We start from the raw sequence: 13,233 nt of genomic DNA on the forward strand, positions 1-13,233 counted from the left end.
TTTATGACCGTTTTACGCGGGGCTTACATCTGCTGTAACCCCCGCGTTCCACTGTTTGGAAGAGCGCTGGTCGCCGTGCTGGAATGCCAGAACTGCCCGTTGGTCAAAGACGCACGAGACGTACTCAGCAGTAGCACGTACTCGTCGACGGACTGGGCTCTGAGACACAGCGGCACGACATAGGTGCCGACCGCCGAGAGGTTGTTGGTCGAGTGAGGCGAAGCAAGAACAGTCCCGAGCCATCGGCCCGGGGCAACTTCACCCCGCCGCCGCGCACAGCGGCGCCCGCCCCCGTGCCCGCTTCGGAACCGAAGGCCGAGCCCGCCCCGAGCGGCGGCCGTTTCTCCCCGCGCAACTGGCGGGTGACCACCCGGCTGAACGCGATCCTGCTCATTCCCGTGCTGGTCGGCCTGGTCATGGGCGGCTTCCAGGTGAAGAGCTCGATCGACACCTGGTCGGACGCCCAGGACGCCGAGAGCACCGCGCGCCTGGTCCAGGCGTCCCTCGGCTACGCCAACGCCCTCTACAACGAGCGCGACATCACCGCCGCCCCGCTGCTGCAGGGCAAGGGCGAGAAGGACGCCACCGTCGTCAAGGCGCGCCAGGCGACCGACGAGGCGGCCGACGCGTTCGACGAGGCGGCCCAGGGCATGCCCGGCAAGGCGGGCCTGGAGCGCCGGCTGAAGGTGTTCCGCGAGCAGGAGCCCAAGCTCCAGACGCTGCGGGCGGCCGCCTACACCGCCAAGCTCAAGGGCGTGGAGACCGAGGAGGGCTACACCGGGATCGCCCACCCCCTGATGGAGTTCGCCAACGAGCTCGGTCTGGGCACCGGCAACATCACCTCCTACGGCCGTACCGTCTACGCGATCTCGCTGACCAAGGCGGCGCTCTCCCTGGAGCGCTCCATCGGTATGCACATGCTGGTCAAGCCGGGTCCGGACCCCAGCCACCTCGCCAGCCAGCGCGTCGCGCTCTCCTCGTACGCCTACCTGGAGCGCATCGCCATCGAGGAGTACATCGGCGGCGGTACCGAGGCGGACGCGCAGAAGCTCGAGGACGCCGAGGCGCAGCTCAAGGAGGACGGGGCGGCCATGGCCAAGGAGGCCAAGGCCAAGGACCCGGACTACGTGCCGCCGCCGGCCAACCCGACCACGATGATCTCGGAGCTGGCCCGGCTGGAATCGACGGACCCCAGTGCGCGGGCCGACCTGGCCGAGCAGGGCATCACGCCGGAAAACTGGTGGGCGGTCAACACCCTCAAGTTCGACGCGTACGGCAAGATCGAGTCGGACCTCGCCGACAAGGCGGTGTCCGAGGCGTCCACGATCGCCGACGACGCCGAGCGGGACGCCTACATTACGGGTGCCGCGGTCGTCATCGCGCTGCTCGCCGCGTTCATCCTGGCCGGCATGGTGGCCCGCCAGATGAGCCGCTCGATGCGCCAGCTGCGCAACGCCGCCTTCGGCATCGCCGAGCAGCGTCTGCCGATGCTGGTCGACCAGCTCTCCCGTACCGACCCCGGCCGGGTCGACACCCGGGTCCAGCCGATCCCGATCACCTCGACCGACGAGATCGGCGAAGTCGCCCGCGCCTTCGACCAGGTGCACCGCGAGGCCGTCCGGCTCGCCGCCGAGCAGGCCCTGCTGCGGGGCAACATCAACGCGATCTTCACCAACCTGTCGCGCCGCAACCAGTCGCTGATCGAGGGCCAGCTGAGCCTGATCACCGACCTGGAGAACAACGAGGCCGACCCCGACCAGCTGGAGAACCTCTTCCGGCTGGACCACCTCGCCACCCGTATGCGCCGCAACGGCGAGAACCTCCTGGTCCTCGCCGGCGAGGAGCCCGGCCGCCGCTGGGACCAGCCGGTGCCGCTGGTCGACGTGCTGCGCGCCGCTTCCTCCGAGGTGGAGCAGTACGAGCGCATCGAGCTGTCCGGCGTCCCGGAGGCCGAGATCCACGGCCGTGCCGTGACCGACCTCGTGCACCTGCTGGCCGAGCTCCTTGAGAACGCCACGACGTTCTCCTCACCCCAAACCAAGGTCCGCGTCACCGCGACCCGGCTGCCGGACGGCCGCGTGATGGTCGAGATCCACGACAAGGGCATCGGCCTGACCGCCGAGGACTTCGCGGACATCAACCACAAGCTGGCCAACCCGCCGACCGTGGACGCCGCGATCTCGCAGCGCATGGGCCTGTTCGTGGTCGGCCGGCTGTCCGACCGGCACGGTATCCGCGTCCAGCTGCGCCCCTCCGGGGAGCAGGCGGGCACCACTTCGCTGGTCATGCTCCCGGACGCCATCACGCACGGTGGCGGTGGCGAGCAGCAGCCGCGCGACGAGTTCACCGTCTCGCAGATCATCCCGGAGCAGAACTTCCAGGGCGGCGAGAGCTTCGGTCAGGTCGGTCAGCCCATGCGGACCGCCGCCGAGCTGGGCTTCGACGACAGCCGGTACTCCGAGGTCCCCGACGACATACGCGAGCTCGACCCGGTCGGCCGCTCGCTGATGCGCGAGGAGCGCCGCGCGGCCCTGGAGTCCCAGTCGAACCCCGAGCTGCCCGGTCCGGCGGACCACGGCGGCCGCGAGGAGGCCGCGACACCCGGGTACCAGGACCAGTTCACCGGACAGCAGCCGGTGTACGACCAGGGTCAGAGCGGCTACCAGGAGCAGCAGACCGGACAGACCGGCTACGACCAGCGATCGTCGTACGCCGATCAGCAGCAGACGTCGTACGACGAGCAGTACTACGCGCCGGGCGGCAACATGCCGCAGGGCGAGGCGTACCCGGCGGGCGGCGGCTACCCGGACCCCTCCTACCCGGAGCAGGGCCGGAACGGACACCAGCCGGCGGGCGCCGGCGCCCAGGAGGCGTACTCGCCCTTCGAACAGCGGCGCCACCAGGACGACTGGCCCCAGCAGGACGGCTATCAGAACGGGTACCAGAACCAGAACGGTTATCCGGACCAGTACCCCACGGGTGCTCCGGAGGCGGAATCCGCGCAGGCCGCTGACGTGAACGAGGCGGACCGCGTAGGCTTCGACCGTCCGGGGCCGGCCCACTCCGCCGCCCACGAGATGACCGACGCCGGTCTTCCCCGCCGCGGATCCACCGCGAGCGGCGCGGGCGATGCCGGGCACGTGGGCCACGAGGCGCCGGCCGCCGCCGCTCCGGGGGCGAACGGTACGGACAACTGGCGGTCGGCCAACGACGACCGCTGGCAGCAGGCCTCGGCGCTGCGCAAGCCCAAGGCGGGCGGGGTCACCTCCTCGGGCCTGCCGCGACGGGTACCCAAGGCCAACCTGGTCGAGGGCGCCGCCGAAACCACTCCACAGGGAGGCCCACAGGTCTCCCGCGCTCCGGAGGACGTCCGGGGCAGGCTGAGCAACCTGCGGCGCGGCGTCGAACGAGGCCGCACGGCAGGCAGTGAAACGAACGGCCAGGACACAAGGAATGAACACCGTGGTCCTGACAGCACCTACAACCAGGAGCGTTAGTGTGAGCCCGATGAGCCAGGCGGCGCAGAACCTGAACTGGTTGATCACCAACTTCGTGGACAACACCCCGGGGGTGTCCCACACGGTGGTGGTCTCCGCCGACGGACTCCTTCTGGCGATGTCCGAAGGGTTCCCGCGCGACCGTGCCGATCAGCTCGCGGCCGTCGCGTCCGGTCTGACGTCGCTGACCGCCGGTGCCTCGCGCATCTTCGAGGGCGGCAGCGTGAACCAGACGGTTGTGGAGATGGAGCGGGGATTCCTCTTCATCATGTCCATCTCCGACGGTTCATCGCTCGCGGTTCTCGCACACCCCGAGGCGGACATCGGTCTCATTGGGTACGAGATGGCCCTTCTGGTGGACCGTGCCGGCACGGTTCTGACGCCGGATCTGCGGGCTGAGCTCCAAGGGAGCCTTCTCAACTAAAGGACAGACGGTGCGTTTTGGCGTCCCGTGGCCGTAAAGTTTCGGGACGCGGCTCCACAGTGATGGATGCCAGGCACAGTCGGAGGAGGAAAAAGTGGCAACACCCCCAGGTGGTCCGTCTACGGGCAACTGGTCGTACGGCCCTGGCCAGGGCCAGAACGACGGCTCGGCGAACGGATACGGCTACCCCTCCGTGCCGGGCCACCGGCAGCCGTACGCGCCGCAGGGCCCCGGCCCTTCGCCGTACGACCAGCCGCACGCTCCGCGCATCCAGCCCGTGCAGCCGCAGCGCCGCACCCCTGAGCCGGCGCCCGCCGGGGCGTCGAACAACCCCCTGGTGCGCCCGTACGCCATGACGGGCGGCCGCACCAGGCCCCGGTACCAGCTCGCCATCGAGGCGCTGGTGCACACCACCGCGCAGCCGCACCAGATGCAGGGCCAGTTGCCCGAGCATCAGCGGATCTGCAACCTCTGCCGGGAGATCAAGTCGGTGGCCGAGGTCTCGGCCCTCCTGACGATCCCTCTCGGCGTGGCCAGGATCCTCGTCGCCGACTTGGCGGAGGCGGGCCTGGTCGCCATCCATCAGCCCGGCGGCGACGAGAACGCCGGCGGCCAGCCAGACGTGACACTGCTCGAAAGGGTGCTCAGTGGACTTCGCAAGCTCTAGCGGAGGGCCTTCCCGCTCCACCACTTCCGCGAAGATCGTGGTGGCGGGCGGATTCGGCGTGGGCAAGACGACGTTCGTCGGCGCCGTCTCGGAGATCAATCCGCTGCGCACCGAGGCCGTGATGACGTCCGCGTCCGCGGGCATCGACGACCTCACCCACACGGGGGACAAGACGACCACGACGGTCGCCATGGACTTCGGACGCATCACGCTCGACCAGGATCTGATCCTGTACCTCTTCGGTACGCCCGGCCAGGACCGCTTCTGGTTCATGTGGGACGACCTGGTGCGCGGCGCCATCGGCGCGATCGTCCTGGTCGACACGAGGCGGCTCGCCGACTGCTTCCCCGCCGTCGACTACTTCGAGAACAGCGGCCTGCCGTTCGTGATCGCGCTGAACGGCTTCGACGGGCAGCAGCCGTACAACCCGGACGAGGTCCGGGAGGCGCTGCAGATCGGTCCGGACACGCCGATCATCACGACGGATGCGCGGCATCGGGCCGATGCGAAGTCGGCGCTCATCACTCTCGTGGAGCACGCGCTGATGGCGCGGCTGCGCTAGCCCCATCCGCCTAGCCTGTGGGCGCAGGCGGCACCCCGCTACGCCGGGTTGCGCGACGCCCCCTGCGGCCACTGGGCTGCCGGGGGCGGTTTCGTTGCCGGGTGCGGGTGAGTTGTGGCTGGTCGCGCAGTTCCCCGCGCCCCTAGGTGAGCTGCCCAGCCCCTGGTCATACGTAGAGGCCCCCTCCTGTGCGGAGGGGGCCTCTACGTATGTTCAGGTCAGCGCCAGCTGTGGGGCGCGCGGAAGCCCGGCTCGCGTTCCAGGCGGCGCCAGCCTGCTCGGACGGGGCCGCCGCCGTGGGTCGGGGCGAGCTCGGTGGGGTGGGCGGCGGCGCGGGCCATGAGGAGGGCCGTGATGGCGGCGACTTCCTCGGGCTCGGCGTGGCCCTTCTCGACGCGGATGTCGGGAGTGGACATGGACGTGGCTCCTCGGGTCACTGCGGCGGGTTGCCGTGCTTGCGGGAGGGCAGGTCGGCGTGCTTGGTGTGGAGCATCGCGAGGGAGCGGATGAGGACTTCGCGGGTCTCCGCCGGGTCGATGACGTCGTCGACCAGACCGCGCTCGGCCGCGTAGTAGGGGTGCATCAGCTCGGCCTTGTACTCCTTGACCATGCGGGCCCGCATGGCCTCGGGGTCCTCGGCGTCGGCGATCTGACGGCGGAAGATGACGTTGGCCGCGCCCTCGGCGCCCATCACGGCGATCTCGTTGGTCGGCCAGGCGTAGGTGAGGTCGGCGCCGATGGACTGGCTGTCCATGACGATGTAAGCACCTCCGTACGCCTTGCGCAGGATGAGCGAGATGCGCGGGACGGTGGCGTTGCAGTAGGCGTACAGGAGCTTGGCGCCGTGGCGGATGATGCCGCCGTGTTCCTGGTCGACGCCCGGCAGGAAGCCCGGTACGTCCAGGAGAGTGATGATCGGGATGTTGAAGGCGTCGCACATCTGCACGAAGCGCGCGGCCTTCTCGCTCGCCTCGATGTCCAGGACGCCGGCCAGGGCCTGCGGCTGGTTGGCGACGATGCCGACGACCTCGCCGTCCAGGCGGGCCAGGGCGCAGATGATGTTGCGCGCCCAGCGCTCGTGGACCTCCAGGTACTCGCCGTCGTCGACGATCTCCTCGATGACCTTGGCCATGTCGTACGGCCGGTTGCCGTCCGCCGGGACCAGGTCGAGGAGGGTGTCGCCGCGGCGGTCCGCGGGGTCGCCGCACTCGTGGCGGGGCGGGTTCTCCCGGTTGTTCTGCGGGAGGAGGGAGAGGAGGTAGCGGACCTCGGCGAGGCAGGTCTCCTCGTCGTCGTAGGCGAAGTGGCAGACGCCGGACGTCTCGGCGTGCACGTCGGCGCCGCCCAGGCCGTTCTGGGTGATCTCCTCGCCGGTGACGGCCTTGACGACGTCCGGTCCGGTGATGAACATCTGCGAGGTGTCGCGGACCATGAAGACGAAGTCCGTGAGGGCGGGGCTGTAGGCGGCGCCGCCCGCGCACGGGCCGAGCATCACGCTGATCTGTGGGATGACCCCGGACGCCTTGGTGTTGCGCTGGAAGATGCCGCCGTACCCGGCGAGGGCGCTGACGCCCTCCTGGATGCGGGCGCCGGCGCCGTCGTTCAGGGAGACCAGCGGGGCACCGGCCGCGATGGCCATGTCCATGATTTTGTGGATCTTGGTGGCGTGGGCCTCGCCCAGCGCGCCGCCGAAGATCCGGAAGTCGTGCGCGTAGACGAAGACCGTGCGGCCCTCGACCGTGCCCCAGCCGGTGATGACGCCGTCGGTGTACGGCTTCTTGGCCTCCAGGCCGAACCCGGTCGCCCGGTGCCGGCGCAGTTGCTCGACCTCGCGGAAGGACCCCGGGTCCAGGACCAGCTCGATGCGTTCCCGTGCCGTCAGCTTGCCCTTGGCGTGCTGCGCCGCCGTCGCCTTCTCGCTCGGTCCGGCCAGTGCCTGCGCACGGATCTCGTGCAGTTCGGCCACTCGCCCGCGCGCGTCCGTCGGCTCACCCGGCGCCTCATCCAAAACGGTCATGTAGCGACTCTACGAAGCCGACCAAGGATTGCGAGCCGTCGACTCCGTACAGTCCTCGAAGCGTTTTCCTGGTAGCACTGAACAGAACCCTCACGGCATGCAGCCGTTTCGACTGCTCAGGGGGCCTGATGCTTGTAGGGGTCGCACAAAGCCGTCAGCTGAGAGTCACCTCACATTCATGGGTGGTACATACCACCCCTGGAGTGACGCGGAGGTGCAGTCGGCGGCCCGTCGCGACGATCTCGACCGTCTCGTCGGCCCGTACCGTCGTCCGCACCGGATGGTCCCAGATGATCTCCAGGGGCTCTCCGGTACGCGGTGGTTCGCTGACGCAGAGGGTAGCGGTACGGCCCCGGCGGCGGACCAGCACACTGGCCCCCGCCGTCGCGGTGAGCGGGCCCGCCGTGCCGGCCTGCCAGAAGTTCGCGGCCGTGAGGCCGAGCGGGGGAACGGCGATCGCCTGTCGGCTGTCGTCGTTGGCGAGGACCGTGAGCCGGTGGCGGTCGGCGGCGCGGCGTGCGACGTCCCGGCGGGAGGCGCCCGGCATGAGGACGTAGACGTAGTCCGCGTCGGCCGGGTCCGTGCCGTGGTCCAGCCAGAGGGTCTGCCAGCGGCGGGTCCGGCGCTCGGTCGTGCTGGTGGTGTTGATGTCGGACCAGGCGCCGGTGCGGTCCTCGCGCAGGGTCCGCAGCTCGCCCTCGGGCACGATCCAGCCGCCGTGGCCCGCCAGATGGGCCCAGCCACGGCCGCGGACGAGTGCCTGGCGGCCGACCTCCCCGAGGTTGCGGTTGTCGACGACCGTCTCGACCGGGACGCCGTCCGCGCAGGTGATGCCGGCTCCCAGGCAGACCACCTCGTCGTCGAGGAAGAACCAGGACTTGCGGGCTTCGAGGGTCGAGCCGAGCCCTTTGAGGTGCTGCCCGACGGCCGCGTACTCGCCGTCGGTCGTGCCGCCGACCCAGCGCGCGTCGGGCTTGGGCGCGCCCCACTCGCCGCCGGCCTTGTCGGCCAGGCGCTTGGTGGAGACGGTGGTGCCGGGCAGCCGGTACCAGTCGACGGTCGGCCAGAACCAGTCGGTGTACTGATCGGAGCGGCCCGCTCCCGTCCCGTTCGCCCACCAGGTGAGCAGGCCCGCGCCGGTGTGCCAGCCGCGCGGGTTCTCGCCGTTGCCGCACTCGTAGTGGGCGATGCGGTCACTGGCCATGGCGAGGTGCGCGGTGAAGGCGGGGCGGCGGTGGACGGAGCGGTCCATGGCGGCGAAGAGGCGGTGCCCGGTGGGCTCGGGTGCGGCCTCGACGGGGGCGTCCGCGATCTCGTGCAGCCGGGCCAGGTCGGCGACCCCGAACTGGGGTGCCGTCAGGACGGGGGTGACGGTGTCCCGTTCGATCCAGCCCTTGATCCGCGCGTACCAGCGTTCGCGCTCGGCGTCGCTCGCGCCGCCGGCGAGGACCGCCATGGCGGCGATGAGCTGCTGCCCGTGGAAGTGGTCGCTGCGCATGACGTGCAGATCGTCGCTCTTGAGGTAACCCCGGCTGATGGCCCGTCCGTTGACGCCGTCCATGACCAGGCCGTCGTGGATGAGGGGCGCGTAGGCGTGCTCGACGCTGTCGAGGATGATCTGCCTGCCGGGGTCCGTCACCTCCCACTCCGAGCCGGCGAGCAGGGTGAACAGCCGGCCCAGTCCGTCCAGCATGACCTGGCCGTACGTCCCCGAGTAGGCGACCCACGTGTGCTGGACGAACGAGCCGTCGGCGTAGAGGCCGTCGCCCTTGGTGACGTACGGGAAGACCGGCGAGAGGGCGTCGCGGGCGAGGGCGAGCTTGGCGGGGGCCCGGCCCAGGATGCCGCGCAGGGCGACGGAGCGGCACAGGTCGACGCGGTTGGCGCCGGTGGAGGTGCCGGTGTAGTCGCCGAGCATCGAGTCGGGGACGAAGTGGTCGACGGCGGCGCAGGCGGCGGTGACACGGTCGGCGCCGAGGTGGTCGTACAGGGCGGCCGTGATGTCCATCAGGAGGCGGGGGCTGCCGATCTGCCACTCCCACCAGTTGCCGTAGCGGGTGGTGGACGGGTGGTAGACGGTGGCCGAGAGGTGGTCGAGGCCGCGCAGGATGTCGGCGAGGAGGGTCTCGTCGCCGGTGGAGCCGGTGCCCTGCTGGACGTACGCCTCGGTCATGGTCCACAGGCGGCCGTAGGCGAAGGTGATGCCGGCGGGTGGGTCGAAGGGGTGGCCGGGCCACAGGGAGGTGGGGGTGGGGGCCATGGTGGCGCGGTGGGCGCGGGCGCGGTCGCCGGTTTCCGCGAGGCGGGAGGCGTACGGTTCGGCGGCCGGGTCGTAGCCGTCGCCGAGGGCGATGCCGAGCCAGCGCCGGCGGAGGGTGTCGTAGGGGTCGGCGGCGGCTGCGGCGGGGGCGGCGACGGACGGGGTGCCGAGGGCGGGCGTGAGTGCGGCGGCCAGGGCGGTCGCGAGGAGGACGGTGCGGCGGGTGGGTTCGGCGCCGGTTCGGCGGACGTACGGCCACTTGGAGGTCATGCCCATGACCTTTCCCCGATCCGGGGTCCGCCAGGCGGCGGTACGCGTGCTGCGGGGAGGGGTCCGCCGGGTTACCAAGGGGAGGCCTGACCGCCGTTCCGGTTCGCCTCCGTTCCGGTGCGTTCCGATCCGCGACGAGGTGACCATGCGCCTGCTGCTCGTCCATCCCAGCGCCCTGATGTACTCCGAGATCTTCCTGCGCCTGGAGCCCCTGGGGCTCGAACGGGTGGCGGGCGCGGCCCGCGAGGCGGGGCACGAGGTGCGGGTCGTGGACCTCCAGGTGCTCAGCCTGGCGACCCTGCGCGACGAGGTGCGGTCGTTCCGGCCCCAGGCCCTCGGCGTCTCGTTGAACTACCTGGCGAACATCCCGGAGGCCATCGACCTGGCGGCGAAGGTGAAGCGGGAGGTGCCGGGCTGCTTCGTCTTCTTCGGCGGGCACAGCGTCTCCTTCGTCGCCGAGGACGTGCTGGAGCAGTCGGCCGGTGCGGTGGACGCGGTGGTCCGGGGCGAGGGCGAGCCGGTGATCGCGCCGCTGCTGGAGGCGGTGCGCGACGGCGGGGTGGAGGGCGTCCCGGGGATCATCACCGCCGCCGGACGCGGACCCGCGCCCCTGATGATGCACGGCATCGACTCCCCGCTCCCGGCCCGCGACCTGATGCGCAACCGGCGCCGCTACTTCATCGGCGAGCTGGACCCGTGCGCCTCCATCGAGTTCACCCGCGGCTGCCCCTGGGACTGCTCGTTCTGCTCCGCCTGGACGTTCTACGGCCGTAGCTACCGCAAGGCCTCCCCCGAGGCCGCGGCCGAGGACCTGGCGAGGATCCGCGAACCCAACGTCTTCATCGTGGACGACGTGGCCTTCATCCGGCCCGAGCACGGCAACGCCATCGCCGCCGAGGTGGAACGGCGCGGCATCCGCAAGCAGTACTACCTGGAGACCCGCAGCGACGTGCTGCTGCGCCACCCCGAGGTGTTCGAGCGGTGGGCGCGGCTCGGCCTGCGCTACATGTTCCTGGGCATGGAGGCCATCGACGCCGAGGGCCTGGACCTGTTCCGCAAGCGGATCAGCCCGGACGAGAACCTCCGGGCGCTGGAGACGGCTCGGCGCCTGGGCATCCAGGTCGCCATCAACCTCATCGTGGACCCGGCCTGGGACGAGGAGCGCTTCCGGGTGGTGCGGGAGTTCGCGCTGTCGGTGCCGGAGATCGTGCACTTCACGGTGATGACCCCGTACCCGGGGACGGAGATCTGGCACACGGAGTCGCGCCGCCTCACCACCCGCGACTACCGCCTCTTCGACATCCAGCACGCGGTGGTGCCGACGACGCTGCCGCTGGACCGGTTCTACGAGGAACTGGTGCGCACCCAGGCCGTGATCAACCGCAAGCACCTGGGCCTGCGGACGGCGTTCGGCGCGGCCCGGATCCTCGGCCGGAACCTGCTGCACGGGCAGACGAACTTCGCTCGCATGCTGTGGAAGTTCAACCAGGTCTACAACCCGCGCCGGCAGTTCGCGGACCACAGCATGCCCGTGCGCTACGAACTTCCCCTGCCCAAGCCCGTCGACGTCGGCGACCGGCGGCAGTTGTACGTCCACACGCGGACGGCACCGCAGGCATCGCGGACATCGCCGCCGCCCCGCGCGTAACCGTTGAAGGCTGAACGGAATAGGTCTACAGTCGGGACCGTTGAACTGGTTGAACATTCAACATCACGACTCGATCCTTCCGGAGGACGCCATGACCACCACCCCCGACCTCACCACCCTGACCGGCGAGTACACGATCGACCCCGCGCACACCACGATCGGCTTCACGGCGCGCCACGCCATGGTCACCAACGTCAAGGGCAAGTTCCTCGACTTCAGCGGCGACCTGCACCTGGACGGCGCCGACCCGACCCGTTCCACGGCGTCCCTCGACATCACGATGGACAGCATCGACACGGGTTCCGCCGACCGCGACGGTCACCTCAAGAGCTCCGACTTCTTCAAGACGGACGAGTTCCCGAAGATGACCTTCCGCTCCACCAAGGCGGAAACCCTGGGCGGCGACGACTACCGCGTCACCGGCGACCTCACGATCCTCGGGACCACCAGGCCGCTCACCATCGACCTGGAGTTCAACGGCGCGGCCAAGGACCCGTTCGGCAACGAGCGCGTCGGCTTCGAGGGCAAGGCGGAGATCAAGCGCTCGGAGTGGGGGCTCACCTGGAACGCGGCGCTGGAGACGGGCGGCGTGCTGGTCTCCGACAAGATCAAGCTCAACTTCGACATCTCGGCGATCAAGCAGGCGTGACGCCCCGCACCCACTCGGGGGCGGCGAAGTCCACGTCGACGGCGGCCCGGACCCGGATACGCCGGCCGGGCCAGCCGATCGTCCGGTAGACCGTGTTGTACTGCGCGATCGAACGGTCCGCGGGAACCAGGCCCTCGGCGTCCGCCGCGCTCCGCCGTGACGTGGTGTGCCCGTCGGCCACGACGACCAGGTCGTACCCCCGGCTCAGCGCCTGCCGTGCCGTGGTGTCCACGCAGACCTCCGTGGCGAACCCGGTCACGATCACCTCGGTGATCCCGAGCGCCTTGAGGGCCCCGTCGAGGTCGGTGGCCAGGAAGCCGTCCGGGGTCGTCTTGTCGATGACCGGCTCCCCCTCCCGCGGCGCCAGCTCGGGCACGACCCGCCAGCCTTCGGTGCCGGGCACCACCTCCTCGCCCCGGTGCCGGACCGTCACCACCGGCACACCGGCCGCCCGGGCCCGCTCACTCAACCCCGCGATCGCGGCGACCGTCCCGGCGGCCCGGTGCGCCATCGCGACCATGGCGTTCTGCATGTCCATGACGAGGAGCGCGGTGCTGGACGGCATGGGCTCACCGTAGCGGTGCGTCCCGCCCGGCCGCCGCCCCGTTCTCCAGCAGGTCCCTCGCCTGGTCGAGGGCCTGGCCGAAGGGGTCGGGAAAGACGCCCAGCCCGTGCGTGACCAGCGCGCCCTCGTGCAGCAGCATCAGCGTGCGCGCCAGCCGGTCCGCGTCGGCCTCTCCGGCCGCGCCGGTCTCCCGGGCCAGGCGGGTGAACAGGTCGAGCATCCACCGCTTCTGCCCGGTGATGACCGGATACGCCGGGTGGGCCGGGTCGCTGATCTCCGCGTGGGCGTTGATCATGCTGCACCCCTTGGCCCCGTACTCCGCCGCCCACGCGCGCGAGGCCTCGAAGACGGCCAGGACCCGGGCGGCCGGCTCCTGCCCCGAGGCCGCCTCCAGACGGCCGGCCAGCAGCTCCCGCCAGCGCTCGTCGCGCCCGGCCAGGTACTCCACGACGATCTGCTCCTTCGAGCCGAACCGGTCGTACAGCGTCTTCTTGGTCACCCCGGCCTCGGCGGCGATGAGGTCCACGCCCACGGCATGGATGCCGCGCTCGTAGAACAGGCGCTCGGCGGCTTCCAGAACGCGTCGCGCACCGGGCGTCATGCGGACGCGGTGCGGCTTCTCCTGCTTCTTCTGCTTCTCCACAGGCTCCATGTTCACGAGTATACCGATCTGT

At 70.5% G+C, this 13,233-nt stretch carries 11 protein-coding genes; 6 read left to right on the forward strand and 5 right to left on the reverse strand.

The window, feature by feature from the left end:
• Window positions 1-212 precede the first annotated feature (212 nt).
• From ACFCZF_RS01920 to ACFCZF_RS01935, 4 genes are all read left to right on the forward strand, one after another.
• The gene (locus tag ACFCZF_RS01920; protein ID WP_376669969.1) at window positions 213-3,497 is read left to right on the forward strand and encodes a nitrate- and nitrite sensing domain-containing protein; all 3,285 of its coding nucleotides are present in this window, start codon (window positions 213-215) and stop codon (window positions 3,495-3,497) included.
• A 10-nt stretch (window positions 3,498-3,507) separates the two neighbouring features.
• Entirely contained in the window at window positions 3,508-3,921 is a 414-nt protein-coding gene (locus ACFCZF_RS01925) for a roadblock/LC7 domain-containing protein (protein WP_004983065.1), read from the forward strand.
• Window positions 3,922-4,015: 94 nt separating this feature from the next.
• Window positions 4,016-4,588 (forward strand): DUF742 domain-containing protein, encoded by a 573-nt coding sequence (locus ACFCZF_RS01930; protein WP_376669970.1) that lies wholly within the window; start codon window positions 4,016-4,018, stop codon window positions 4,586-4,588.
• Window positions 4,569-5,150 carry an ATP/GTP-binding protein gene (locus ACFCZF_RS01935; protein ID WP_009314218.1) on the forward strand — a complete coding sequence of 194 codons (582 nt, stop codon included), beginning with the start codon at window positions 4,569-4,571 and terminating at the stop codon, window positions 5,148-5,150. The genes ACFCZF_RS01930 and ACFCZF_RS01935 overlap by 20 nt, the downstream gene beginning before the upstream one ends.
• Window positions 5,151-5,368: 218 nt before the next feature.
• On the opposite strand, the gene ACFCZF_RS01940 is transcribed toward ACFCZF_RS01935, so the two are convergent.
• The 3 genes from ACFCZF_RS01940 to ACFCZF_RS01950 form a co-directional block, all read right to left on the reverse strand.
• Window positions 5,369-5,566, reverse strand: a complete 198-nt coding sequence (locus tag ACFCZF_RS01940) for an acyl-CoA carboxylase subunit epsilon (protein ID WP_375914341.1) — start codon at window positions 5,564-5,566, stop codon at window positions 5,369-5,371.
• Window positions 5,567-5,583: 17 nt separating this feature from the next.
• A complete protein-coding gene (locus ACFCZF_RS01945) occupies window positions 5,584-7,167 on the reverse strand; it encodes an acyl-CoA carboxylase subunit beta (RefSeq protein ID WP_376669971.1) in 1,584 nt (527 codons plus the stop codon).
• 154 nt (window positions 7,168-7,321) lie between these two features.
• Window positions 7,322-9,697 carry a polysaccharide lyase 8 family protein gene (locus ACFCZF_RS01950; protein ID WP_376669972.1) on the reverse strand — a complete coding sequence of 792 codons (2,376 nt, stop codon included), beginning with the start codon at window positions 9,695-9,697 and terminating at the stop codon, window positions 7,322-7,324.
• Window positions 9,698-9,842: 145 nt separating this feature from the next.
• Between ACFCZF_RS01950 and hpnR the strand changes: the two genes are divergently transcribed.
• Both hpnR and ACFCZF_RS01960 read left to right on the forward strand, forming a co-directional pair.
• Window positions 9,843-11,345, forward strand: coding sequence for a hopanoid C-3 methylase HpnR (gene hpnR / locus ACFCZF_RS01955; protein ID WP_376669973.1), 1,503 nt, complete (start codon window positions 9,843-9,845; stop codon window positions 11,343-11,345).
• 91 nt (window positions 11,346-11,436) lie between these two features.
• Window positions 11,437-11,994 carry a YceI family protein gene (locus ACFCZF_RS01960; protein ID WP_376669974.1) on the forward strand — a complete coding sequence of 186 codons (558 nt, stop codon included), beginning with the start codon at window positions 11,437-11,439 and terminating at the stop codon, window positions 11,992-11,994.
• Here ACFCZF_RS01960 and ACFCZF_RS01965 read toward each other — a convergent pair.
• Window positions 11,981-12,559, reverse strand: a complete 579-nt coding sequence (locus ACFCZF_RS01965) for a cysteine hydrolase family protein (RefSeq protein WP_376669975.1) — start codon at window positions 12,557-12,559, stop codon at window positions 11,981-11,983. The genes ACFCZF_RS01960 and ACFCZF_RS01965 overlap by 14 nt on opposite strands.
• 4 nt (window positions 12,560-12,563) lie before the next feature.
• Entirely contained in the window at window positions 12,564-13,211 is a 648-nt protein-coding gene (locus ACFCZF_RS01970; protein ID WP_376669976.1) for a TetR/AcrR family transcriptional regulator, read from the reverse strand.
• Window positions 13,212-13,233: the final 22 nt, after the last annotated feature.

Source organism: Streptomyces sp. NPDC056296 (genome assembly GCF_042268605.1).
Taxonomy (GTDB): Bacteria; Actinomycetota; Actinomycetes; order Streptomycetales; family Streptomycetaceae; genus Streptomyces.